At 69.4% G+C, this 24,405-nt stretch carries 22 protein-coding genes and 3 pseudogenes; 12 read left to right on the forward strand and 13 right to left on the reverse strand.

The features are described 5' to 3' along the window. Positions 1 to 1,284: 1,284 nt before the first annotated feature. The 5 genes from ABZ624_RS37500 to ABZ624_RS37520 form a co-directional block, all read right to left on the reverse strand. Positions 1,285 to 1,947 (reverse strand): peptidylprolyl isomerase, encoded by a 663-nt coding sequence (locus ABZ624_RS37500; protein ID WP_360099199.1) that lies wholly within the window; start codon positions 1,945 to 1,947, stop codon positions 1,285 to 1,287. Positions 1,948 to 2,141: 194 nt separating this feature from the next. Next, entirely contained in the window at positions 2,142 to 2,477 is a 336-nt protein-coding gene (locus ABZ624_RS37505) for a hypothetical protein (protein WP_360099201.1), read from the reverse strand. Between the two features lie 420 nt (positions 2,478 to 2,897). Continuing rightward, a complete protein-coding gene (locus tag ABZ624_RS37510; RefSeq protein WP_360099203.1) occupies positions 2,898 to 3,206 on the reverse strand; it encodes a peptidoglycan-binding domain-containing protein in 309 nt (102 codons plus the stop codon). 101 nt (positions 3,207 to 3,307) lie between these two features. Beyond that, a complete protein-coding gene (locus ABZ624_RS37515) occupies positions 3,308 to 3,571 on the reverse strand; it encodes a hypothetical protein (RefSeq protein ID WP_360099205.1) in 264 nt (87 codons plus the stop codon). Between the two features lie 1,831 nt (positions 3,572 to 5,402). After that, a complete protein-coding gene (locus ABZ624_RS37520) occupies positions 5,403 to 9,185 on the reverse strand; it encodes a helix-turn-helix domain-containing protein (protein ID WP_360099207.1) in 3,783 nt (1,260 codons plus the stop codon). 503 nt (positions 9,186 to 9,688) lie between these two features. Between ABZ624_RS37520 and ABZ624_RS37525 the strand changes: the two genes are divergently transcribed. From ABZ624_RS37525 to ABZ624_RS37535, 3 genes are all read left to right on the forward strand, one after another. After that, a complete protein-coding gene (locus tag ABZ624_RS37525) occupies positions 9,689 to 10,738 on the forward strand; it encodes a GH25 family lysozyme (protein ID WP_360099209.1) in 1,050 nt (349 codons plus the stop codon). 97 nt (positions 10,739 to 10,835) lie between these two features. Next, entirely contained in the window at positions 10,836 to 11,342 is a 507-nt protein-coding gene (locus ABZ624_RS37530; protein ID WP_360099237.1) for a hypothetical protein, read from the forward strand. Positions 11,343 to 11,376: 34 nt separating this feature from the next. Continuing rightward, complete coding sequence (locus ABZ624_RS37535) at positions 11,377 to 11,781, forward strand: DUF2690 domain-containing protein (protein ID WP_360099211.1); 405 nt, start codon at positions 11,377 to 11,379, stop codon at positions 11,779 to 11,781. 177 nt (positions 11,782 to 11,958) lie between these two features. Here the strand turns inward: ABZ624_RS37535 and ABZ624_RS37540 are convergent, their stop codons facing one another. Continuing rightward, positions 11,959 to 12,111, reverse strand: coding sequence for a hypothetical protein (locus tag ABZ624_RS37540; protein ID WP_360099213.1), 153 nt, complete (start codon positions 12,109 to 12,111; stop codon positions 11,959 to 11,961). Between the two features lie 268 nt (positions 12,112 to 12,379). Here ABZ624_RS37540 and ABZ624_RS37545 point away from each other — a divergent pair, with 268 nt between their 5' ends. Then, positions 12,380 to 12,520: a hypothetical protein gene (locus ABZ624_RS37545; protein WP_360099215.1), complete on the forward strand. Its 141-nt coding sequence runs from the start codon at positions 12,380 to 12,382 to the stop codon at positions 12,518 to 12,520. Positions 12,521 to 12,767: 247 nt separating this feature from the next. Beyond that, positions 12,768 to 12,995, forward strand: a complete 228-nt coding sequence (locus ABZ624_RS37550) for a hypothetical protein (protein ID WP_360099217.1) — start codon at positions 12,768 to 12,770, stop codon at positions 12,993 to 12,995. 294 nt (positions 12,996 to 13,289) lie between these two features. On the opposite strand, the gene ABZ624_RS37555 is transcribed toward ABZ624_RS37550, so the two are convergent. Further along, positions 13,290 to 14,480, reverse strand: coding sequence for an IS110 family transposase (locus ABZ624_RS37555; protein ID WP_360099219.1), 1,191 nt, complete (start codon positions 14,478 to 14,480; stop codon positions 13,290 to 13,292). 85 nt (positions 14,481 to 14,565) lie between these two features. Beyond that, positions 14,566 to 14,925, reverse strand: coding sequence for a hypothetical protein (locus ABZ624_RS37560; protein ID WP_360099221.1), 360 nt, complete (start codon positions 14,923 to 14,925; stop codon positions 14,566 to 14,568). 174 nt (positions 14,926 to 15,099) lie between these two features. Here ABZ624_RS37560 and ABZ624_RS37565 point away from each other — a divergent pair, with 174 nt between their 5' ends. From ABZ624_RS37565 to ABZ624_RS37575, 3 genes are read left to right on the forward strand one after another with little or no spacing between them, the layout of a single operon-like run. Beyond that, on the forward strand, positions 15,100 to 15,753 hold the full coding sequence (locus tag ABZ624_RS37565) for a response regulator transcription factor (protein WP_360099223.1): 654 nt from the start codon (positions 15,100 to 15,102) through the stop codon (positions 15,751 to 15,753). Continuing rightward, positions 15,744 to 17,012 carry a HAMP domain-containing sensor histidine kinase gene (locus ABZ624_RS37570; protein ID WP_360099225.1) on the forward strand — a complete coding sequence of 423 codons (1,269 nt, stop codon included), beginning with the start codon at positions 15,744 to 15,746 and terminating at the stop codon, positions 17,010 to 17,012. Before ABZ624_RS37565 ends, ABZ624_RS37570 begins: the two co-directional genes overlap by 10 nt. Before the next feature lie 38 nt (positions 17,013 to 17,050). Beyond that, complete coding sequence (locus ABZ624_RS37575; protein ID WP_360099227.1) at positions 17,051 to 18,325, forward strand: hypothetical protein; 1,275 nt, start codon at positions 17,051 to 17,053, stop codon at positions 18,323 to 18,325. Between the two features lie 244 nt (positions 18,326 to 18,569). On the opposite strand, the pseudogene ABZ624_RS37580 reads toward ABZ624_RS37575, so the two are convergent. The 3 genes and pseudogenes from ABZ624_RS37580 to ABZ624_RS37590 form a co-directional block, all read right to left on the reverse strand. Beyond that, positions 18,570 to 18,914, reverse strand: a pseudogene (locus ABZ624_RS37580) (winged helix-turn-helix domain-containing protein); the annotation flags it as partial. A 50-nt stretch (positions 18,915 to 18,964) separates the two neighbouring features. Next, positions 18,965 to 19,749 (reverse strand): IS5 family transposase gene (locus ABZ624_RS37585; RefSeq protein ID WP_360099239.1). Its coding sequence is split into 2 segments (ribosomal slippage): positions 18,965 to 19,416 and positions 19,416 to 19,749, totalling 786 coding nucleotides; the frame shifts between segments, so codons are not numbered across the junction. 137 nt (positions 19,750 to 19,886) lie between these two features. Further along, a pseudogene (locus tag ABZ624_RS37590) lies at positions 19,887 to 20,164 on the reverse strand (IS5/IS1182 family transposase); the annotation flags it as partial. Positions 20,165 to 20,366: 202 nt separating this feature from the next. Here ABZ624_RS37590 and ABZ624_RS37595 point away from each other — a divergent pair. Next, positions 20,367 to 21,302, forward strand: a complete 936-nt coding sequence (locus ABZ624_RS37595) for a hypothetical protein (RefSeq protein WP_360099229.1) — start codon at positions 20,367 to 20,369, stop codon at positions 21,300 to 21,302. Between the two features lie 218 nt (positions 21,303 to 21,520). Here ABZ624_RS37595 and ABZ624_RS37600 read toward each other — a convergent pair whose 3' ends face one another. Further along, on the reverse strand, positions 21,521 to 22,147 hold the full coding sequence (locus tag ABZ624_RS37600; RefSeq protein WP_360099231.1) for an isochorismatase family protein: 627 nt from the start codon (positions 22,145 to 22,147) through the stop codon (positions 21,521 to 21,523). Positions 22,148 to 22,368: 221 nt separating this feature from the next. On the opposite strand from ABZ624_RS37600, the gene ABZ624_RS37605 reads away from it, so the two are divergent. From ABZ624_RS37605 to ABZ624_RS37615, 3 genes are all read left to right on the forward strand, one after another. Continuing rightward, complete coding sequence (locus tag ABZ624_RS37605; RefSeq protein ID WP_360099233.1) at positions 22,369 to 22,857, forward strand: MarR family transcriptional regulator; 489 nt, start codon at positions 22,369 to 22,371, stop codon at positions 22,855 to 22,857. A gap of 186 nt (positions 22,858 to 23,043) precedes the next feature. Further along, positions 23,044 to 23,412, forward strand: a complete 369-nt coding sequence (locus ABZ624_RS37610; RefSeq protein WP_360099235.1) for a VOC family protein — start codon at positions 23,044 to 23,046, stop codon at positions 23,410 to 23,412. A 190-nt stretch (positions 23,413 to 23,602) separates the two neighbouring features. Next, complete coding sequence (locus ABZ624_RS37615) at positions 23,603 to 24,091, forward strand: zeta toxin family protein (protein ID WP_360099241.1); 489 nt, start codon at positions 23,603 to 23,605, stop codon at positions 24,089 to 24,091. 214 nt (positions 24,092 to 24,305) lie between these two features. Here ABZ624_RS37615 and ABZ624_RS37620 read toward each other — a convergent pair. Continuing rightward, positions 24,306 to 24,405 (reverse strand): annotated as a pseudogene (locus ABZ624_RS37620) (IS481 family transposase); the annotation flags it as partial.

The raw sequence follows: 24,405 nt of genomic DNA on the forward strand, positions 1-24,405 counted from the left end.
CGCGTCCTGGCGTGCCTGCCCGTCCGCGTCGAGAGCGCCGGCTGCCACAGGCCCCTTACGGTCCAGGGTCTCCACGGCCTGCTGCTCGCGCTCCGTGAAGGCCCAGCCGATGGAGTACTCCCAGGTGAAGGAGGGGCTGCGGCGTCTTCCCACAGTGGCGGGGTGCCGTAGGGGCGGCCGGTGAGGAAGACCCTGCCCGCGCCGCCCTGCACGAGGTCGAGGTCGCCGAGCCGGCCCGAGGCGATCCCCTTCGGCGTGCCGCTGCCGGTGAACAGCCGTGCGCGCGCCGTGGAATTGCCCGTGCGCTCGAGGAAGGCGATCGTGCCGTTGGCGGCTGGCCGGATGTCGAACGGGGCGCTGTGCGCGTCCGCGAGGTTCTTCACTCTGCCCGAGCGGTCGAGGTGGACCAGGCGGCTGCCGAGCGCGGCGATGGTGCCGTCCCTCACGTCACCCCGGGCGGAGCCGCCTGCCTGCGCTCTCATTCCGCCTTCTGCCTGGCCGCCTCCACCCTGTCAGGGCTTGGTGTGGCGGCGGCGGAGCGACCGGGACCGTGAGCCTTGTCGTCGACGACTCTGACGCACGCCGGGGCGACGACGACAGCGCCGAGTCGAGTATCGGTGGTCACCAAGTACATGGATCCGGTCCTTCCAAAGGGCCGTGCGGACGGTGCCCGCCCGGGGGGTGGCGGGCGCGGCAGGCGGCAGTGAGGAAACGGCGGATCCTCTCCACGACGATGGCGGTGTCCGCCCGGACGCCGCGGCAGCCAAAGGTGTCGTACAGGACGACCGGCTCGGGAACGTCGACGGCCTCGGAGTGGTAGACCGCGTACCATGCGTGATGCTCGGCCGGGGCATAGTCGATCTCGTTCTCCGTAACGCCCGTGCCCGAGATCCGCACGTACCCAGATCCACACCGCTCCCGCCGAAACGCCGCCCCCCCGCCGAGAGTTGATGGACACGCCGGCGAGGACGGATTGCAGCAGTGCGCCGGCGGTGTCCTCTTCTACGTCGTCGGTGCGGCATTGCATATGCGGGTGCTGCAGCGGCGTCGGATGCGTCGAATTTCATTGCCCAGCGGGTGAATCTCTGTCCGCTGGTTTCCAGAATGACGAATTCTTCGGTGACCCGGGCCAGGGATCACTCCGGCGATGAACAGGTCGCGCATGTCGACGCCCCGGCGCAGGCCGATGACGGTGAACACGTGGTTGGGACACACGTCCTCGACGCCGACCATGACCGGGACGGACGAAGCTTCCGGCAAGGACAGGGCCGGGACAGGACCGTACTACCTGCTCTTGATCTGTACGCGCTTGATGTTCACCGGCAGCGTCGGAAAGCCGTCTCCCGGCCCGTTCTGGTCGTCCTCGCCGCCCACCGCGATCTTCTGGAGCACGTCGAGGCCCGCGGTGACTTTGCCGAACGGCGTGTAGGCCGGCGAGAGTTTGGTGTCCTTCCAGACGAAGAAGAACTGGCTTCCGTTGGTGTTGGGCCCAGCGTTGGCCATCGCCACCGTCCCGGCAGGATAGGTCGCCCCGGTCAAGTTCTCGTCTGGGAAGGAGTAACCAGGTCCGCCGCTCCCGGTGCCGGTCGGGTCGCCGCACTGGAGCACGTAGATGCGCGCGGTGGTGAGCCGGTGGCAGTGCGAGCGGTCGAAGTAGTCGTGCTGGGCGAGGAACTTGAAGGAGTACGTGGTGCAGGGAGCCTTGTCGGTCAGTGCCCGGAAGGTGATCGCGCCCTGGCCGGTGCGCAGCGTCGCGCTGTACGGCTTGGCGGCCTTCACCGGGTCGAAGACCGGTATCCCCTTGAAGTTGTCTGCGGGAACGGCCGGCGTGTAGGTGCAGGCGGCCGACGGCGCGGCAGAGAGCGGATTGTCGGCTGCGGCCTGCGTCGCGGTGCCGAGGAGGAGCAGGGTGGAGGCGGCAAGCAGCGTGCTTGGCTTACGGAGCACGAGACGGTTCCCTTCGGGTCAGCACCGTATGGGTATGTCATGGCCGCCTCATCCTGCCCGCTCCGCCGTCCGGGTGAAACCCCTGCTCCGGGCACCGTCAACTTGGGCGGGCGGCGCCACTGTAAGCCGAGCGCGTGGAACAGCTCACGGCGCAGGTCACGGGTGGAGAGCCGGGCCAGGGACGGTCGGCGGGTTCAGCCCTGCAGCGGGCCTCCGGCCGGGTGGACGGTCTTGGGATGCCTGGTGCCGTGCCGGTGGTCGGTGAGCGCGGCCAGCAGCTCGGAGGGTTCGCGCTGCTGGTGCTCGCTGAGGTAGCGGATGCCTTCGCCCTCCGGCGGGGCGCCAGTGTCCTTTCCGATCGGGTGCCGCCGGCTGACCGCGGTGCGCCAGCCGTAGCGCTCGTCCCAGCCACGGCCGCGGCGAGCACGTCGCCGTCCAGCCGCTGCACCCGGACGTCCTGCACCTCGCTCAGGCCTGCGGCGACCAGGAGGTCTGCGGAGCCTCAGCCCGCCCAGGGTGAGAGCGGCCATTGCTCTATCCCCGTTCTCCTCCAGCAGCACTACGAGCCGATTCCACAGATCTTCACGTCGACCGCACGCGCCAGGATCACTGCCTGCCGTTACTTGTCGGGTAACGGCAGCTATACGAGAACCGGGCCAATAACAACGCCTGTCACCATGAGGGGGATCGCCGCTGTTTGCCGTGTCCGGCACGAGAGTTGAGTATCCGGTCCGGGTGGGGAGAGTGTGCCGTGGGTGCGGATGAGTGGTCAGACCGCCACTGCCGGCGCAGCGTGAGCGGCGCCTCCGCACCGCCCGCCGCGCTACACGGCACGGCACCGGGCTGGCCACCTACCGGGGGGCGATCGAGCGCACCTTGGCCTGGCTGCTGCCGCATCACTCCCCGACCGCATCACCCACCGACAGCTCGGCTCATCGTGCCGGCCGTTGTCATTCGCGGCACCAGTACAGGATGGCGTCCCAGGTCTTGGGGCCGACGATGCCGTCAACGTGCAGGTTGCAGTGTTCCTGGGTGGCCACGACCGCGTTGTACGTTCTGCGGCCGAAGATCCCGTCGACTGTGACGGCGAGTTTGTCCTGCAGGTACTGCACGCAGCCGCCGGTGCTGCCCAACTCCAGGACTTCGGTAGGCAGGCCGTGGGCCCAGTGGCACCCCGGCGCCGCGGAGGACGGCGGCGTGACTGCATCGGCCGCGCCAGCCCCGGCGAACTGGGCGGCGCCGGCCAGAACTGCGGCCACGAGCGTGTGCAGTACGCGTGGGTGTTTTCGTGCCGGTCGCATCGAGATACTCCGATCGGTCGAGGAGGGACGTGGCTGTCGTTGACCGGACGAGTGGCGGCTCAGCTGCGGGTGAGCTTGAAGCCGACGACCTCGACCGTTCCGTAGGCCCGCGACCAGTCGATGCAGTTGCCGGCGGTGAACTGGTCGCCGATCTCCACACCGTCGACGATGCCGCAGGCCACCGGAGCCACCGAGGCTTCCGAGGCCTTCGTGGCGGGCTGGTCGGCCGGAACGGCTCCTGCCTGGGCGGTGGCGGCGGTGGCGCAGAGGAGTGCGGCGCCGAGGAATGCGCCGAGCCCGTGGGCGACGCGGCGGAGCGGCATTGCAGTGCATGATGTCTCCTTGGATGCGAGAGAGACAGGCACGGGAGTGGGACGGCAGGCGGTGGCCGAGGACGCGAGCCGCCGGCCGAACTGACCGAACTGGCCGTTTTTCGTGTCCTGAGCTGGCTCTTCTCAGTAGGGCGAGGCGGTAAGCCCGCGAAGCACGGAGCGGCCCGCCCAGTTGGGCCTGACGGCCGCAGTCTGCATTCTGGCCGGGCCAAGGCCGCTGAGCGTGGGGTGCTCCGGCGGAAAGCAGGCCGGAGACTCACAGCAACGCCGACTGCTCCGCAGTGCGGTCGGACACGGGCACCTTGGCCGACCCGGAGTAGCGGGACGGATACGAGCACCGGCGCCGCCGCGCTGGTGCTCGTATCCGTCAGCGGTGCTGATGAAAGCGCCCCCGGTTCCAGGAGTTGGCCTCCCGCCACTGCTCAACGTCCGCCTGTGTAGCGCCAACCCGCGCCGCAGGCGGATGACCGTAAGAAGCGGTCTTTGGTTGAAGGGACCGACGAGCTCCCGGCGGCCAGACGCCGCACGATGGCCGGGAGGAAGGGGCCGGTCACCTCTCCCCGCGAAGCCGTACAGCGCCGCGGAACCGGGCCATCGCCGTTCAGGCGGGGGGAAGACCGCAGCCGGGGCACGCCGACCTCACGAGCTGAGGTCGTAGTCCCAGCCTTCTTCCCGGCCGCCGTACCCCGGGCACTCGGCCTTGTTGTATTCGAACCGGAAGTCCCGGCTTGCGGAGTCACCGGTCGTGCACAGGATGTAGACCTTGACGCGCTTCCCCGTCCCCGCGCACTTGACGTGCCGGCGGTGTCCGTGGCCAGGGCCGGCAGAGTCCCTCCAACTGGTGCATCCGGCAGCGGCGAGAGCCTGCTCCTTCGCTGTGGCGCCCGCAGAGGAAGCCGCGGCGGGGGTTGCGCCAACTGCCGACTGAGTGGCGATGACGCCACCGGACAGCGCTACTGAAGTACCCGCGGCCCATGACGCGCCCGCACCTCCTGCGACGAGACCGCCTGCCAGTAGCACGGTGGCCATACCCCGACCCAACTGCTTGTTCAACGTTCCTCCCAATGTCTCGACGCCGCTTCCCGGCTGGGAGCGGTCCACTGGATCGGACGAGGGCGACATCACCGTCCGGTGCGCACCGCTCATCCGGGATGGCCGACGCCCCGTCGACATGGCGGTCCGACGCCGGGCCAGGCACCAGACTTCCGGGCCGGCTCGTTGTTGCGCAGGCCCGTAGCGCCGCATGAAACAACCTTTTCAGCAGTGCAAATGCCCGATTTGTCCAGAGGGGCAGGCGTCGTGGAAGAGGCGTCGGACCCAGCAGCCGGCTTCCAGGTCGCCGCTTCGCCGAACTCGCCGCCGCGGCAGGGCGAGCGGCCGGGAGCTCCCAGGGCCGTTCGGTGAGCAGCGCGCCGATCGCGGCACCCAGGTCCAGCGGCTCGCGTCCGTCACGGCGCACCACCGTGGTCGGACGGGGCTGCTTGGCCTTCGCCGTGCGGCCGCCGCAGTTCTTCCGGGCCTGCTCCATCGGCCCGCAGCGCAAGCTGGGCCAGGTCGACGCCGGGCAACTCGCTACCGCTCATGCCTGCTCCACGGGTCGTAGCCGAGGTTCAGGTGCCCGAGCCCGGACAGGCGCCGCATTTGTCCATCAGGCGTCCGGTGAACAGCCTCACAACAAGCAGCTCAAGACGTGGAATCTGACTGGAGTACGCACGGACGGGCCGGTGGCGAGGGTTGGCTTACCTCTGTCGGCCGACCAGCCGTCGCCCCGGCGCCGGGGAATGCGGGGCGACGGCGACGGCAGTGTGAGGGAGACCCCGCGTCAGACGCGGCATGGCTGAAAGTAGGGGAGGTCCCGTACGTAGTCCCGCCATTGCGCCGGGGTGAGCAGACCCGCGGTGCCGGCGCAGATCCGCCGGATCGCCGGGCCGAGCCCGAGGGGCGTGAACTCGATCATGCCGTCCGGTCCCGCTGTGGCCAGAAGTTGTCCGTCCGGGCGGTACGCGGCCGTCTCGATCGCTCCGGTATGCCCTGCTGTGAGCGCCCTGCCCCAGGGAGCCGGTCGAGCAGGGTCGGTCAGGTCCCACAGCAAGACGCTCCGGTCCTCGCCGGCGGAGGCCAGCGTGTGGCCGTCCGCACTGAAACCCACCCAGGTCACCCGGCCGGTGTGCCCGGTCAGCGAGTTGCCGGTGGCCGAGGCGTGCGCGGGGTCGCTGAGGTTCCACAGGCGTACATCGTGGCCGACACCGGCGGTGGCCAGCAGCCGTCCGTCAGGGCTGAAGGCGCCCCACAAGGTGCCCCCTGTGTCGCCTGTGCGGATGTCCGGCAGGCGCCTGGGACGGACCGGGTCGCGGATGTCCCACAGGCGGACCTTGTCGTCCTCGCTCGTGCTGGCCAGGGTATGGCCGTCCGGGCTGACGCCCACCCAGTGGACGAAGCTGATGTGGCCGGCCAGCGCGCTGCCCAGAGCGGCGGGGCGTGCGGGATCGGTGACGTTCCACAGCCGGATGCCGTACCCGGGCCCGCCTGTGATCAGTACACGCCCGTCGGGTGTGAAGGCCAGCACGCCATCGGCCTGGTCGGCGCCACCGGTGCGGATCAGGCCGGCCTGCCGGGGACGGTCCGGGGCGGACACGTCCCACAGCCGCACGGTGCCGTCACCATCGGCGCTCGCGAGCAGCCGGCCCCGCGGCTGGAACATCACCCGGCGGGCGAGGTGCTGACCCGGCAGCTCGCTCACCTGCCTGCCGCCCGCCGGATCACGGACGTCCCAGAGCCGTACCCTTCCGCCGCTCGCGCCGGCCAGTACACGGCCGTCCCTGCTGTACGCGATGCCGGTGACGCTGCCGAGATGGCCGGCCAGGAAGGCACGCGGCAGATGCCACAGACGTACGGTGTGGTCGTCGCTCGCGCTGGCCAGAGACCGCCCGTCGGGGCTGAAAGCCAGCCAGTCGACGAATCCGGTGTGGCCGATCAACGGCTGCCCGAGGGCGGCCGGATGCCGCGGGTCGGAGACGTCCCACAGCCGGATGGCATGGTCCGCGCCGGCTGTGGCAAGTGTCCGGCCGTCCGGTGAGAACGCCACCGCGAGCAGGGTGTCGGTGTGACCCGTCAGCGGCTGCCCCAGCGGCTTGGCGCGCGCCGGGTCGGACACGTCCCATAGTCGCACCTTGTCGTCGTTTCCCACGCTGGCCATGAGTTTGCTGTCTCGGCGGAAGGCGACCGCGTAGACGACGTCGGGGGTGCTCAGCGGCTTCCGCCACGGTTTCGGCCGGGTCGGGTCCGTGACGTTCCACAGTCGGATCAGGTGATCGTGGCCGGGGGCCGCCACCGTGCGGCCGTCCGGGCTGAAAGCGGCCGAGGCGACGGCCTGACTGGGCCCGGTGAGCGGGTGGCCCAGTGCCTTGGCGTGCGCCGGCTCGGAGACGTCCCACAGCCGCACGGTGTGGTCTTGGCTGGCGGTGGCCAGGATGCGCGCGTCGTGGCTGAACGACACGGAGAAGACGAAATCGCGGTGCCCGGTGAGCGGCCTGCCGAGGGCCCTCGGGTGTCGAGGGTCGCGGACGTCCCACAGTCGTGCCGTACGATCCCGGCTCGCGCTGGCCAGGGTGTGACCGTCCGGGGAGAACTGCAGCCAGTACACCCAGTCGGTGTGCCCGGTCAGCTGCTTGCCGAGCGGGACGGGGTGTGCGGGGTCGGCCAGGCTCCACAGTCGGATGGTGCGGTCACCGGCGCCCGTCGCCAGAATCCGCCCGTCCGGTGAGAACGCCACCGCATATACCGGCTGGGAGTGTCCGGACAGTACGGAGGACAGCGCGATGTTCTGCGTGTCCAGCAGGCCGGCGGCGGCTTCAGGGGCCGACCGCAGCCGGTGCGCCGCCACGTACATCCGCGCCGCCAGTGAGGGATCGGTCGCATTCAGCTGGCCGGCCTCGGCCACCACCTGCTCGGCCACTGCGCGGTCACGGCCGGCGCGGGCCAGCGAGCGCTGCTGGAAGGCGATGACAGCGGCCGTCGACGCGAACAGGAGAAGGGCGGACACCGCGGCCAGCAGCACCCGGATACGCCGGGCGGTGCGGGCCGCCGCCCGCTGCTCCTGCTCGCGGGCGGCGATGCTGGCGTCGAGGAACGCCGCCTCGGCCGGGGTGAGGTCCGCGCGATACCCGGTGAGAAGCTCCTCGGCTCTGGCGAGGCGGGTGCCGCGGTACAGGGCCCCGGTGTCCTGGTCGAGAGTGTCCCAGGCGCGGGCGGCCTCGATGAGTTGGTGATGAACCCGCAGGCGTTCGCGGGCGCCGTCGATCCAGGACTGCAGCCGCGGCCATGCCGTGATCAACGCTTCGTGGGCCAGGTGCACCATGTCACCGTCGAGTGTGACCAGCCGCGCGCGGGCCAGTTCTTCCAGTACCGAAGCCGCCTCGCTCGGCCGGCCGGTGGCGCTCAGCGCCCGCAGTTCGGCGTGCTCGGCGGGACGGCTGGTGTCCTGGGCCCCTTCCCCGGGCGTGATCAGTCGCAGCAGGATACGCCGGGCGGCCTCGGCCTGCTCCGGTGAGAGGCGGGTGTACAGCTCTTCGGCGGTGCGGGTGAGGGCGCCGTGGACACCACCTGCGGCCTCGTAGGCGGCCAGAGTGAGGGTGCGGCCCTTGCGGCGGCGCCAGGTCTCCAGCAGAGCGTGGGACATGAGTGGCAGTCCGCCGGGCTCCTCTGCCACGTCCTTGACGATCCTCGCCGTCAACGTGCGCTCCACGATCAGGCCTGCGGTCGCGGCAGGTTTGACGATCGCGTCGCGCAGTTCGTCCGGTCCCATGGGGCCGAGGAGGAAGGTGGCGTCGGTGAGGGCCGTGGCCAGCGGACGATGCTCGGCGCAGCGGCCGAGGAAGTCGGCCCGTACCGCGATCACCACCCGCAGCCTGCTCTCCGGTTCCACCGCCCTCACCAGCAGGTCGAGGAATGCCGCACGCTCGGCCGGGTCCGAGCACAGGGTGAAGATCTCCTCGAACTGGTCGACCACGACCACCGTGTCACCGGCTTCGTGACTCGCCGTCAGCACATGGGCGTGGACAGACGAGGGGTGCGGCCCCGGGGTGAGGATCCGGATGGCTGCCAGTCGGCATCCCGATGGCTGCTGGGCTTGGAGGGAGGGCAGGAGGCCCGCGCGCAGGAGGGAGGACTTGCCGCAGCCGGAGGCGCCCACCACCGCGATCATGCGGCGGGCCCGCACCCGCTCGACAAGCTGGGCCACGAGCTGGTCACGTCCGAAGAACAGGTCCCGGTCGCCGGGTTCGAAGCGGGCCAGCCCTCGGTACGGGGCCTCCGTGTCTTCGGTGTCCTCCGCCTCGGCTGCCACCTCCCGAGCCGCCGCCTGCCAGCGCCGCTCCCATTCCCCCGGATCCGCACCGCAGGCCCGCACATAGGCCAGGGCCACCTCCAGCGAGGGCAGTTGGCCACCTGCGGCCGCCCGGGACAGGGTGGCGACCGAATAGCCCGTCTGCTGAGCCATGGCCCGGTAGGTCAGACCTCCGGCCTCCTGGCGCAGCTTGCGTAAGTCGAAGGCGAAGCGTTGGACCGGCCCGGCCGCCGGATCCAGCGGGCTCTCACGACGCCCCATCCCGTCCCCCATGGTCAACGCGAACAGTGAGGGACCACAGTCGCACCGGTTTCGTCACCGCCGCATCCCTGAACAGCGTCATTCAGCCGACCGACGCCTACGCCCGGCCTGCCGCGGCGTTTTGTTGCACGCGGCGATGCAGGGTGCGCAACAACGGGTCGGCCCAGCAGCATTGCCGGGACGCCAGCCGGCAGGCAGACGGCGGCTGACGCCCTCTACGGCTGGGGCTGTGGCCGCGTCCACCGCTGACAAGGGCAGAGGCACGGCCCGCGTTCGCCGGAGGGGCAGTGCTCGGACGAGTGAAAGGGATCCCCTGGATGACGCTTCTCTGTCGAACTCCTCGATACGCTCAGGGCGCGTCGACCCGTATCGGACGCGGTACGCGGGCTGGGTTACGGGGCGCGCTGACCGCAGCAACCGTCACGGCGGCACTGCTTGTCGCACCGGTCGCGGCATCGGCGACGACCCAGGAGACACAGTCTCGGCAGGCCGCGGCTGCTGCCGTGCAAGGGCTCGACGTCAGCGCCTACCAGGAGACCGTCGACTGGTCCGCGGTCGCCGCCGACGGAGCCTCCTTCGCCTACGTCAAGGCGACCGAGGGCACCTCCTACATCAGCTCCCGCTTCTCGCAGCAGTACGACGGTGCAGCGGAAGCCGGGCTGATCCGCGGCGCCTATCACTTCGCCAGGCCGGACAAGTCCTCCGGCAGCGCCCAGGCCGACTACTTCGTCGACCACGGAGGCACCTGGCGGCCGGACGGCAAGACGCTTCCCGGCGTCCTGGACATCGAGGCCACACCGGGCCTGTCCACCTGCTACGGCGTCAGCCCGGCTGCGACGGTCCGCTGGATCGCCTCATTCGACGCCGAATACCGGCGCCGCACAGGCCGCAACCCGGTGATCAACACCAACACCTCGTGGTGGTCGCAGTGCACCGGAAACTCGTCGGCCTTCGCCGCCACCAACCTGATCTGGATCGGCAGCTGGACCGGAACCCCGCACCCACTGCCCAACGGCTGGTCCAGGTACGCCTTCTGGCAGACCTCCGACTCCGGCACGTTTCCCGGTGACCAGGACGTGTTCAACGGCACCAAGCAGGACCTGCGCAACCTCGCCGCCAACGGAACCTACACGCCGCCCCCGCCGCCTCCGGCCGGCGCCTGGCCGGTCATCCAGCAGGGCTACAGCGGCCGGCAGGTGACCACCGTCCAGTATCTGCTCAACGCCCATGGCGCGGCGCTGTCGGTCGACAGCTCCTTCGGGGCGGCCACGCATGACGCCGTGGTCGCCTTCCAGACCCGCAACCGGCTCACCCCCGACGGCAACGTCGGCCCCAAGACCTGGCAGGCCCTCATCGCCACTGTCAAGGAAGGCGATCACGGCCCGGCCGTCAGCGCGGTGCAGGCCGAACTGAAAGCCCGTGGCGCGGCGCTGTCGGTCGACGGCTCCTTCGGGGCGGCGACGCATGACGCCGTGGTCGCCTTCCAGACCCGCAACCAGCTCACCCCCGACGGCATCGTCGGCCCCACCACATGGCTGGCGCTGGTCAACTGACCCCGCCGCAGCCCAAGGACCTTGCCGGTCCGCGAACCGCAGCTCTCGCACCGGCACCACCGACAAGGGAGAATTCGCCGTGCCCAACATCCGCAGTATGCGCCGTCTCGGCCTCGTCGCCGGGGCCCTCGGCGCCGCCACCGTGCTTGCCCTGCCCGGCAACGCGTTCGCCGTCACCAAGCTCTCGCAGTCGGCCGCCGCCTCCCAGCTGCGCGCGGCCGGGGTCACCTGGTCCTCCAGTGGCAACTGCACCACCCGCTCCCACTCCGCCTGCACGTCGTTCGAGCAGATCAACCAAGCCACCGTCGACGGTCTCGTGACCCTCAAGAGGGCCAGTGGCTGCGCGATCAACGTCACGGGCGGCACCGAGGTGGGGCATGCCTCGGGCACGTACAGCCACTACCACGGCTACAAGGCCGACATCACCCCGAACACCTGCATCAGCAACTACATCACCAGGCGCCTCACCCACATCCCCACCCGCGGTGACGGCGCGGTGCGCTACCGCTCCTCGACGGGCAACGTCTACGCCCGCGAAAGCAACCACTGGGACATCACCTACTGCGGCGGCAGCTCCGCCTGCACCTCCGCCGCCAGCTCCTGACCCTCCGACCCGACCCGAACCGGAAAGGCTTCCCATGAAGCACCTCGCAGCCGTCCTCCTGGGCACCGGAGCGCTGCTGGCCGGCGGCCTCGTCGCCGCACCCTCCGCCTCCGCCACCACCAGTTGCTACGGCTCCTCCTGCAACGGCCTGAACCCCGCCGGTACGACCTGTGCCAACGATGCCCGCACAGTGGCCGAGGGCAGCGGCCCGATCACGGCCATGGAGCTGCGCTACAGCCCCTCCTGCCGCGCCGCCTGGGGCCGCTTCGTGATCAGCGCCCCGTCCGGCTCCAAGATCCAGATCAAGAACGACCAGGGCAAGCAGTACACCACGTACGGCAGCGGCCACTTCTTCAGTGTCATGGTCAACGACGGGGACGTGAAGGCGTGGGCGTGCGGTACGTGGAGCGGGAACGTCGACTGCACCCACAGCTACTGATGCTCGCCCCGGCCCCGGGTTCGTCCACCCGGGGCCGTTGGCCGTGCCGCCGCCGGCCCCGGCTCCCGACGAACACCGCCCCGGCGGTTGCAGGGAAGACGGGCACCGGGATGGCACAGGGCGCAAGGGCCGGTGCCTTCCGGGGGAAGGCACCGGCCCTTGTGGCGGAGTGGGCCCTCAGCTCAGGCCGAGGCTGGAGAGCGCGGTCGTCCAGTCGGTCATGATGGCGTTCTGCGCGTCGTCGAGGCTGACGTCACCGGCGCAGACGGCCTTTCGTGCGTTACTACGCGTCGGCGTCCGGGGCGCCGGGGACGCCTCGATCATGATCATCCAGGACCGGTAGTCCGGCCACAACTGCTCGACCAGGGCGCACAGCTCACGCCGGGGACGGGGGCCTGGTCCGCGCAGATACTGTGCCTCAACACGCAGTCAGCGGTCTGAGCTGGGCACAGGACTTCTGCCCTAGATTGGGAGAGACCCGGGGCGTCTGCAGGGCATCGCCGCGGGCTCCACTACGACACCAGTCCTCACTCCTACACAACGTCGCGCACGTGACCGCCACGCATCACCCCTGCTCAGAGGCAATGCAGCCACATGAGTGATCGGTAAATCCGACCTGGACCACTGCATCGAGGCCGGATGGCTGGCGCCGCTCAGCCGCGTGCGCCGCACGGTGTGGTCGGGTGGCCGCGGTCACCGGCAGGTAGTCGAGGTGCCGATGTACCGGGTCGGCGAATAGCGGCGGGCTCAGGGATGTCCAAGGCGCCTCGGACGGTGCGCCACGGCGGAGGCAAGCTGGTCTGGAAGGTCGACGGCCCATGCGCTGGGCGTAGGGGGTGATCCTCGAGCCATCTGGTTTCGACCACTCCTCTGCCGCGGCGGGGTGCTGTGCCGGTGCTCTCCGCAAGCGACTGCATCCTTTGGCCTACTGTGTTTTCGTTCCTGTTGAGGACGATCTTGCGGCACCGCCGCGAGAGGGTTGATCCATGCGAACAACCATCGGATACACCGTCGAAAGCATCGGCTACGTCGTAGGAGCGCAGGGGCTCGTCAGCTTCGCTTCGCGGACCTTCTTCGGCACGGAGTGGGGTTGGATGCACAAGGTCGTCGACCTTCCGTCCACCGCTTACCTCGGCATCATCGTCGTGGGGCTGGCGCTCATCGTCGGCGGGGTGAAGACGCGGAAGGCGCCCGAGCGCCAGGAGGCCGCCTGACCGGCGGGCCTTTCAGTCCGCAACTCGCATTTCCGCGTCGTAGCGGTCGAAGCCCGCAAGCCGCCCGCCGCGTGACCCGCGCTTACAGCGGGCGGCCTTGTGGTGGCTCTGCTCCGGACCGGTCGCCAACCTGCCACAGAGCCGGTTGAGGGTGGCCCGGTCCCCGGTGCGATCGCCCGCGCGACTCGGTATCGCTGATACAGAGCCGAAACGACTGGGTTCGCTGAGCAAACCCCTCGATTGGATGAGGGCGGACAGCCACTGACCTGTCGCAGCGATTCCTAATACGGTTTGTCAAGCCGCGAGGGCGGTAGGCGGCGCGGGCTCGTAGCATCGTCCGTCGCGTAGGAGTGCCCAGAGGACGTTGACGCGGCGGCGGGCGAGGGCGAGGACGGCCTGGGTATGGCGCTTGCCCTCAGCACGCTTGCGGTCGTAAAACCGGCGCGAATCCTCGCACGTGCGGATGCTGAACATCGCCGAGGGATAGAAGACACGCTGGAGCCTGCGGCTGTATCGCTGCGGGCGTCGCAGGTTGCCGCTGACCTTGCCGGAGTCCCGTGGGGCCGGGGCGACGCCCCCGAAGCCGGCGAGCCGGTCGGAAGTGCCGAAGACAGCCATGTCGCCGCCGGTGGCGGCCAGGAACTCGGCACCGAGGATGATGCCCAGGCCGGGCACGCTGGTGATCACTTCGAAGTGGCGGTGCTCGCGAAACCGGGCCTCGATGAGTTTGTCGAGCTCGGTGACCTGCTGGTTGAGGTCCATCACCTCCCTCGCCAGCGCGTGCACCAGCTGGGCGGTCAGCTTCTCGCCGGGCAGGCTGGTGTGCTGCCGCTCGGCGGTCTGGAGCGCCGTCTCGGCGAGCTTGTCGGCGCGCAGGACACGTCGGTTGCGCAGCCAGGCCTTCAGCCTCTTGCGGCCGATGCGGCGGAGGGCCGCCGGGGTCTGGTAGCCGGTCAGCAAGGTGAGCGGGCCGGTGTTGGTCAGGTCGAGCACGCGCTCAAGGCCCGGGAAACTGCCGCCGAGTTGGGCGCGGAGCCGGTTGACGGTGCGAGTGCGGTCGGCGACCAGGTCCATGCGCCGACCGGTGAGAATCTTGAGATCAATGACGGTCTCGTCGCCAGCCCGTAAGGGGTGCAGGTCACGGCGGATGCGTGCCTGGTCGGCGATGATGGCTGCATCCTTGGCGTCGGTCTTTCCTTCGCCGCGGTAGCCCTCGGACGCGCGGTGGATCGCCCGGCCGGAGAGGTGGAGCACCGGCTGGTTGTGATTGAGCAGGATGGCGATGGCCAGGGCGGCTCCGCCGTCGGCCAGGTCGATGCCCCAGGTCACCTCGTCGCCCAAAGCCAAGACGTCAGCGAGGAGTTCCAGAAGTTCGGGTTCGTCGTTGGTGACGCGTCGGGATAGCAGCCGGTGGCCGCTCTCGTCGATCGCGACGCAGTGGTGGTGGCTCTTGCCTGCGTCGATGCCGGCCCAGATTGCGGCCATGTGGTGCCTCCGTGCGGTGTGGTCCTGGTGCCTCCCGACGGACGACTTCGCTGTCGGTTTCCTACGGAGCGATCATTCGCAATTCCTAATTCGCGAAGCGCCAGGCTCCGGAGCCGTTCGCGCGGTTGGAGTAATGGCCGACCAAGGCGGTGTGCAGCCCGTTCCCGCCGGGTGCGCCGCCTCCGCTGGTGTCCAGCCAGCCTCCCCGGGTGTTGTTCCAGTTGCTCAGGATGTGCACCACGTCGCCGGCACGGATGGCGCCGTCGTCGGGTGAGGAGGTCTCGGCGAAGAGGAACCACTCGCCGCTGTTGCCGTTACGGTTCGGCTGCGCCGACGTGTGGACGCGGTAGCGTTCGCCGGTAGAGGCCGGGTCCGGGACTCCGTTCACGTCGAGGTAGGACGTACTGCCGAGCTGGTTCACCAGGTAGACGAGGTCTCCCGACATCACTGTTGCTCCGTCGGCCTTGCCGCTCGCTGAAGCGATCTTCCAGGTGCCGCTCTCGCGATCGCGCTGGGCGGTCGAGGCCGTCTGGACCGCGTAGGTGGCTTCGGGCTGCTATCGCCAAGCGGCTGACCAGGGCAGATGGAGAACTGGGACGAGAGTACCTAGGGTCAGCACGTGGCTTTCATCATGGTGTGCGAAGACGACGCGGCGGTCCGCGGCGTCCTCAAGCGCGCCCTGGAGCACGACGGCCACACCGTCTCCGTCGCCGCCACGGCCGACAGCCTGCTGCGGCAGCTCGCACCAGCGCCTCATCTGGTCGTCCTGGATCTCGGGCTCCCGGACGCCGACGGCCGCGACGTCTGCCTGGCCCTCCGGGCTCGCGGCGTCGACACGCCGGTGTTGATGCTCACCGCCTTGGACGGCCTGCATCACAAGGTGGGCGGCTTCGAGGCCGGCGCCGACGACTACATGACCAAACCCTTCGACATCCCGGAACTGCTGGTCCGCGTCCGAGCGCTGCTGCGCCGGGCCACCGTGGCGCCCGCACCGCGCGAGGTCGTCCTCGATCCGGCGAAGCACGTGGTGACCTACGATTCGGTGAGCATGAGCCTGACCCCGACCGAGTTCCGGCTGCTGGGCCGCCTGATCGCCTCGCAGGGCGACGCGGTTCGCCGCCACGCCCTCATCGCTGCCGGCTGGCCGCACGGAGCGCAGGTCAGCGACAACACCCTCGACTCCTATGTGCGCCGGCTGCGGGCCAAGCTCGGTCCGCTGGGTGTGGCCGAGCGTCTGGCGACCATCCGCGGCGTGGGCTACCGATGGCAGTGACGGGATTCCGCAGCAGGGTCGTCGCACTCACCGTGCTGATCGCCACCGCCGTGGTGGCGATACTGGTCGTGGTATCGCACGTGCTGCTGAGCCGGGTGACGGACGCCGACGCGCACGATCTGGCACGTACTCGCGCCGAGGCGGTCGCGGCGAACGTCACCGCCAAAGGCGGCCGTGTCGTACTGACGGAGAACAGCAGCGAGGCGCTGGACGAGGTCGCCTGGGTGTATGCCGACGGCCGCCTGCTCGACGGGAACGTGCCGCCGAGCGTGGTCGATCGCGTCGAGGAGCTGGCGGACTCGGGGCGATCGCAGACCGCGTCGGTCGGCGATTACCTCCTGTACGCGCGGGAGGTCCCGATCGACGGCCACCACGTCATGGTGATCGTCCGGGTGGACCTCACGCCCTACGAGACATCCGAGCAGCACAGCCTGACCTTGTCGCTGATACTGGGCGGCCTCGCAATCCTCCTCGCCGGCGGTGTCGCACACCTCGTGGTGCGCCGCGCGATGCGGGTCGTGCACGAGATGGCCGCCCTCGCCGACGACTGGGGCCATCACGAACCCGGGCGCCGCTTCAACCTCGGGGTCCCCCGCGACGAGTTCGGGGAACTGGGGCGGACCCTGGACCACCTCCTGGAGCGCGTCGACAACGCGCTGGCGGACGAGCGCCAGCTCACCGATGAGATCGCCCACGAACTGCGGACACCGCTCACGGTCCTGCGGGCCGAGGCACAGCTGGCGCAGCTGTCCGGCGAGCCGGTGCCGCCGGAGGCGGTGCTGAGCGAGGTCAACCGCCTCGATACGGCGATCACCACGATTCTGCGCGCCGCGCGCGCACGGACAGACGAGGGGACCCGGTGCGATCTGCGCTCCGCCGCACGGCAGGCGATCGCCGGCCGCGCGGTCGAGCTCGCCTTTCCCGCGAAGGCCGAGGTCGCCGTGGCGGCCGACGTCGCCGTGTCGCTGCTGTCGCCCCTGCTGGAGAACGGCCTGCGGCATGCGCGGTCACGTGTGTGGATCACCGCGCGCATCCAGGGTGAGGCAATCGTGGTCGATGTCCTGGACGACGGCCCCGGGTTCGATCCCGCGGAGGTCGACCGGGTCTTCGAAGCGGGTGTGACTGGCGGCGGCGGGTACGGGCTGGGGCTGCCGGTGGTCCGGCGCATCGCCGCCTCGGCCGGTGTGGAGGTCCGCGCGATCGCGGACGGCCGCGGTCACGTCGAGGTGACGCTCCCGGCCGCTCGTGCGACCACGTAGTCAGGTTGTGTGCAGGTTCTCCGCGTAAACCTCCCTGCATGACAACGACAACGGAAGCACGCACGCGCAGCGGGCGGCTCATGCTCAACAAGGTCCCCGAGATCACCATCTGGTTCTGGGTGATCAAGGTCCTGTGCACGACCGTCGGTGAGAGCTTCGCCGACTGGATCAACATGAAGCTGGGCGTCGGCCTGGTGAACACGGCCTGGATCTTCACCGCGGTGTTCCTGGTGGTCCTGGCCGTCCAGCTGTGGCTGAAGCGGTACGTTCCGTTCCCCTACTGGCTGACCGTGGTCGTTGTCAGCGTCACGGGCACCTTGTACACCGACATCCTGACCGACCAGCTCAACGTGCCGCTGTGGATCAGCTCCGCCGTGTTCTCGGTCCTGCTCGCCGTGGTCTTCGGCGTGTGGTGGCTGCGCGAGCGCACCCTCTCCATCCACTCGGTCACGACGCTGCCGCGTGAGTCGTTCTACTGGCTCGCCGTTCTCGTCACGTTCGCGCTCGGCACCGCGACCGGCGACTGGACCCTGGAGCTCACCGGCTGGAGCCCGGGAGTCTCGGTCCTGCTGCCGCTCGGCCTCATCGCGGCGATCACGGCGCTGTGGAGGTTCGGCGCGAATCCGGTGCTGTCCTTCTGGCTCGCCTACATCCTGACCCGCCCGCTGGGCGCGAACATCGGCGACTGGCTCGCCTCCCCCAAGGTCGCCGAGAACCCGGGCGACCCGACCGGTCTCGCGCTGGGCACGTTCACCACCAGCCTGATCTTCCTCGGCCTGATCCTGGCGACGGTGGTCTACCTGACGGTGACGCGCTCGGACGTGACCGAGACCCACGAGGCGACCCACGCCGCACCGGCCACCAGCAACCCGCGCAAGGAGCGCACCGCGCTTGCCGGCTTCGGACTACTGGCCGTCGCCACCGCGGGCCTGCTGGTCTGGGCCCACGGCCAGCCGCACGTCGGCCCGGCGCCGGAGACCGACAACACGTCCGCCATCCAGATGGCTCCCGGCCAGGCGGTGAAGAAGTTCCCGCCCGCCAAGGTGGGCGCGCTGCGGACCCTCGCCTCCACCTCGCTCAAGGACGCACGCTCGGGGAACGCGACCGGCGCGCACGCGGCCGCCCAGTCGCTGCGTGACCTGTGGGACGCCGACCAGGCCTCGCTGCAGCCGCTGGACCAGACCGGCTGGACCTCCATCGACGCCCAGATGGACAAGGTGCTCAAGACGTTCGGCATCGATCACTCGAACCCGCCGATGTCGCCTGCGCAGCAGGAGAAGGAACTGAACGCCCTCCTGACGGACATGGGCTGACAGACACGGGCTGACAGACCGCACAGCGCCCGGCCGGCCCACCCGGCCGACGGGCTCGGTGGGCCGAGGTGGCGCAGAGAACCGCGCTTCCTCGGCACATGCCGGCGAGCTGCGGACACCGCAATGCGGCCGGGGCCGCCTGCGGCAGCCTGGGCATGTCCGCAGACTCTCGTGGGGCGGTCGCTGACCGGATGGCGTCGGCCGAATGAATGCAGACGCTACTGCCCGAACAGGCGAGGGCCAGTCAACTCTTCGTCCTGGACGCATCGCTCCAGCCGCAGCGCTCGAGGCGGTAGCCATGCCCTCGGAGCGTGGTGATGTGAGGCAACCGGCAAGGGCGGGCGGACTCCTCGGCGGCCTGGGTGAGACGTCGGCGCAGGCCGGCCATGGTGACGTCCAGGGTCTTGGTGGGGCCGAACCAGTTCTCGTCCCACACCTGTGCCATCAGTGTTTCTCGCGAGACGGCGGTGCCGGGGTTCCGCGCGAGGAGGGCGAGGAGGTCGAATTCCTTCGGCCGCAAGAAGATCTCCGTGTCGTGGAGGGTGCAGCGGCGTGCAATGGTGTCGATGACCAGGTCGCCAAGGTTTAGTAGCCGGCCGCGTCGTCGGTGATGTGCCGTTTGGCCAGTAATAAGCCATTTCATTTGGGGAGTCTGCGGTAGCAGATGAGGGTGGCTGCGAGCGCGGTGAAGGCCAGGAAGTGGTCGGGCTTGCGCTCGTAGCGACGGTGCAGGCGTCGGCACCCGGTGAGCCAGGCGATGGTGCGTTCGACGACCCAGCGGTGTCGGCCCAGGTGTGTGGAGTTTTCGATGCCGCGGCGAGCAATGCGAGGGATGATGCCTCGCGTGCGTAACCATCGCCGCAGGTGGGGATAGTCGTAGCCCTTGTCCGCGTGCAGCTTGGCCGGGCGTCGGCGTCGCGGCCCGCGGCGTGAGCGGATCGGCGGGATGCCTTGCACGAGGACCTGCAGGGCTTGGCTGTCATGAGTGTTGGCGGCGGATATTCCCAGCGAGATGGGCAGGCCGCGTCGATCGACGATGAGGTGGATTTTCGATCCGCTCTTGCCACGGTCGGTCGGATTCCGTCCGGTCAGGGGCCCCCTTTGACCGCCCGGACGCTCACCGAGTCGATGGCGCACCGCGACCAGTCCAGCTCACCCCGGCTGCCGAGTTCGTCGAGGATCAGACGGTGCAGCTTGGCCCACACGCGAGCCTGCGACCACTCGGTGAACCGGCGGAACGCGGTCACGCCCGATGCCCCAAAGCCGGGCGGAAGCTGGTTCCATGTGCAGCCTGACGTGGCGACGAACACGATTGCCGCCAGCACCTCCCGGTCGCCGTGCCGTCTGCGGCCGCCGCCCTGCGGTCGCACCGGAGCCGGCGGCACCACCCGCTGAAACAGCTCCCACAACCCGTCCGGCACCATTCGCTCGACCAACTCGCTCGACACGCGAACAGCATGCCGCAAGATCACACCAAATGAAATGACCTGTAACTGGCCGCTGTCGTCGACCAGGGCGACGTCGTGGGTCTTCCTCCGCCCAGTCGATTCCGCAGTAGATCGGTCAGCGACACCGCGAGCGGGATACCCTGCCCGTCGGTGGGGATGTGGTGCTTGCTGCCCGGCCGTGCGCGGTCGGCCGGACTGGGACCGCTTTGGGGCCCTGCCGGGCCGCCCGCACATGGGATGAGTCGATCACCGCCCGCGACCAGGCCAGCTTCTTAGCCGACCACAGCACTTTCAGAAGCACCAGGTGCAGTTCGTCCCACACCCCGGCCTCGTTCCAATCGGCCAGGCGCCGCCAGCAGGTCATGCCCGACCCGAAGCCCAGCTCCTGCGGCCGATGCACCTGTTTCCCACACGGAGGGGCTTTTGTTCGTTTTCGTTTGTGCGCGGTGCGATGACGGGCTGACCGTGCCTTGTCCCAGGTATCCCTTCCGGCCCACGCCCGTCAGAAGTACGGGAACGGGGTCCAGCTTCCGGTGCTCATGGAGTCAGGGACGTTTGCCGTGGCCCCTGACCCCTGGGGAGGGCCGTGGCGGATGTGGGACGAGATCGATCCGGTCGAGGCGGAGGCGCGCGGCATCTTCGCGCCGGTCCACGCTCTGTCCGACAGCGCGCCCGGGGCGATTGTCATCGCGCCCGGCGATATCCGCGGAGCCCGGTTGATCCCCGAGAAGCGCGGCGGTGCCTGCTGTGGCCTCGATGGGGCCGACGGGCCGAACATGGCCTGCGAAGCGTGCGACCTGCCCGTGGCAACCAGGGTCGACGACTGCTCGCTCTGGCAGGCAGCGCGGCTCAGCTCAGACGCCGTGCGCCGCGTCCTCGTCGACGGTGTCCACGCTGCGCCGTTCTCCTGGGCGGAGCTGGCAGAGAGGGGGGAGAGCACGCCCCCGTTCGAGCCGATTGCCACATGGGGAGGACGGTTTGGCTCGAGCCACTACTGGTCGTGGAGCCCGCGATGGGAGGCGGCAGCCGGCCAGGCGCTCGCCCACCTGCTAGTGGCCTCCAAAGGACAGCCGGTAGAGGTCCCCAACGGCCTGACCGCGGACGTGTTCCAACGCGCGCTCGACACCCTGCTGCCCGCAGGCCCGCCAACGCGGCGCGCCCTCCTGGCTGGGCCAGGAAAGCCCTCCCCCGACGCGGGCGTTGACATCCTCCTCGTACCGGTCCATCCCCAGACGGGTCAGACCTGGGCCCCCGCCGGCCCGGCTGCTTCGGCATACCCGGTGCCCCTGCCGCTGGGGGTGTGGCTGTGGCTAGTCTCTCCCCAGCCGTACTTGCCGGTTCCCGCGTCGGGCGGCATACCTCAAGACGTCCTCCGCGACGACCCGCTCCCGCCGCGCCCCAACTACCTTTTCCGGGTCGACCGGGGAACGTTCCAGCACACCTTGGTCCGGCTACCGGCCGTTCACACCCCGTGGATGCGCACAATCCTCGAGAACCTGACGAAGGACAGATCGGCCGACATCTTCTAGTCGTCTGGCAATCGAACAGCGCCGGACTCTCGTACCTCCCAAAGTGGCAAACATCTGCTGTCCATGCGAGATGCGACAGCACCAGTAGGCGAGTTTTGGCGTCATTGGTGCCGCGGAGATCCTTCGAACTGTTCACGAGTTTCGACAGCGTCTCCGGTCGACACGGGCCACCGCGCCCCCGACGGGGGAAGGCGCCGAGGCCGACGGACGGCGGACCTCTAGGCCCGGTAGGCCGCGGAAATCTGGCCGACCAGGACGGCGAACGGCATGTCGAGGGCGGCGTAGACGGCGCCGGCCTCCGGGGCGGCGTTGTCGGCCAGAGCCTCGACCATGAGGGTGGCGTAGTCGCTGACGACGACGCCTGCCTGCTGCATACGCAGCAGTCCGGCCTCCCGCTTGGCCTGGCTGAAGGTGCCGGAGGCGTCCACGGCGACGTATGCGTCGTACTCGGCGGCCGTCGCGGAGATCGCGGGCAGTGCCGCACACACCTCGAGCGACACCCCGGCGAAGATCAGCTTCTGCCGCCCGGTGGCCTCGACGGCCTCGCGGACCCGGTCGTCGTGCCAGGCGTTGACCGTGCTGCGGTCGATGATCTTCTGTCCTGCGGGCAGCGCCTCGACCAGCTCGGGCACGGTCGGCCCCCACATGCTGCCGGCTGCGGTGGTGGTGACGACCAGAGGGATGCCCAATGCGGTCGCTGCCCGCGCCAGCGCCACCACGTTGTGCTTGAGCTCGCCGACCGGGATGTCCCGGAGGCCGGACACAAGGCCCACTTGGTGGTCGACCAGCACCACGGCGGCGTTCTCTCGGGTGATCGACTCCAGGAACTTGCTGTGCTCGCTCATCTTCCGCTCCTTTGGGGGTTGAGCCACAGCTCGATTGGTCACTAATCTTGATAGTCAATATTAGTGACTAATTGAGCCTATGCCTCGACCCCCCGCAGTGCAAGCGCCGGTCGGGGCCTGCTGCCCGGGCGGTGTAGCGATGTCCGAGCCCACCGGGCGGGTGCCTAAAATCGGCAGGTCACACAGCACAGCGGCGGACGACCGTCGAGACGGGAGGGACGTTGACCGGGCACCAGGCCGCGAAGTCAGACCTCGGCGTGCTCGCCGCCCGGGTCCTCTTCTCCGTTCAGCGCGAGCTGTTCGCTGCACTCGCCGAGCAGGGCTTCGACGACATCCAGCCACGCGCCGGCGCCGTCCTCGCCTACCTGCGTGCCGACGGCATCCGTGCCAGCGAACTCGCCCGCACCTCCGGACAGCACAAGCAGGTCATCGGCTCCCTCATCGACGACCTCGAACGCCTGGGCTACGTCGAACGCAAACCCGACCCCGCAGACCGCCGCGCCAAACTGATCTACCCCACCGAACGCGGCCTGCTCCAGATGGAGGCCGCCGCCTCCATCATGCGCGCGATCGAGGAACGCCACGCGAAGGCACTGGGCAAGCGGGAGTACGCCTCCTTCAAGATGGCCCTCCAACGCGTGGCCGACCTCCAACGCAAGGCCCAGCGCGATAGCCAAGACACCGGGACTCAGCCAGGGCAGGCCGAGTGAGCGATCAATGAAGCTCCGCCATCTTGAAGCGCTGGTCAGGGGGTGGCGTGACCTCGTTTCGGGGTGCTCGTGCTGGTCGTGGGCGGCAGTCTGTGGTGTGGATCGTCTGGCAGGGCGGTTTTGCCGATGAGTTGACCGTCCTCGAACGGTCTACCCAGCGACACGACCGTTCTCGACAGGAGTGCCATGTCCACCATCCAGCCAGTGATCTTGACTGCCGACCACGACGTTCTGCTCGGCTTCTATACGAAATTGTTCGGCGCCAAGGAGATCTTCCGGGTGCCGGAGGAAGGCCCGGTCTTCTACCTCGGCTTGCGCATCGGCGACACCGACCTCGGGCTGGTGGCCAAGGCGAACCCGGGGGACCGGGAGGCATCGCGGATCTTGCTCAGCATCGGTGTCGACGACGTCGATGAGACGCTCGGCCGGGTAACGGCGCTGGGCGGCTCGGTCCACGGCGGCCCCAACGACATGCCGTGGGGACGGCGCGTCGCCCACATTCAGGACCCCGACGGCAACCCGGTGAACCTCACCCAGCCGATCCCGGCTCAGTGACGCTGTTCCGGGTGCTTGTGCTGGTCGTGAACTGCCTGCGGTAGAGATCATTTGCCGGTTGGGGTGCAAGGCACCGGAGCGGCCCGCGCGACCTTTCGCTGCGACAGGTCCTTGGGGGAGGAGTGCAGTGGCAGGGGACGCCGGGTCGGCTGTTCTGTCCGAACGGGAGAGCCTCGACGTACTGCACCGGGTGATCCTCCCGGCCGCGGCGCAAGATGCCGTCCCGCAGCGCCAGCCGGTTCCAGTCGTCGTCGCGGGACAGCCTGGGGCGGGAAAGACTCAGACCGCCGACCTTGTACAGGCGGTGATGGACCGTCGGGGCGGCGCCCTGCGGGTCGGCCGGGACCTGTACGAGCCGGCTCACCGTCACTACCCCGACGCCCTGGCGGCCGACGTCCGTACCGCCGGAGCCCTGGTCCGGGCCGACACCGCCCGCTGGCAGGCCGCCGTCGAAACCCACGTGCGCGAGATGGGCTTCGACGCCGTGGCGGAGTCGGCGCTCGCCGACCCGAACGACTTGCGCGCCTCCCCCCGCGCCTACCGAGCCGCCGGCCACCGGATCGAGGTGGTCGCGCCGGCTTGCCTCGGAGCCTTGAGCCAGTTGGGCATCGTGGACCGCTTGGCCACTGGGGATCATGGATGGCGCGGGCGCTCCAGCACAGGACCTGCTCGCGGGTAGAGGCCGTGACGACCCTGCCCGTCGGCAACGATCTTCACCACGAGCCGAAGATGGACGGTTCTCCAGACACCTCATAGGTGTCTCAGAGCGGGGGAAGCAACTGATGTCTCGTTCCTACTTCTGGTTCGAGGACATCCGGCGGCCCAGACCCGTCAGGGGCGGAACTGACGCTTCCCCTGACATCGCCGCAGCGGCCTGCGACCTGGGACAGGACCTAGTTGTATTGACCTGAAGCGTTGTTCACACGGCTGATCGGTGGGTGGCCGCCGAGTGCGGTGTGGCAGCGGTGGTGGTTGTAGGTGTGGAGGAAGTCT

This window comes from Streptomyces sp. NPDC007205 (assembly GCF_040634095.1).
Taxonomy (GTDB): Bacteria; Actinomycetota; Actinomycetes; order Streptomycetales; family Streptomycetaceae; genus Streptomyces.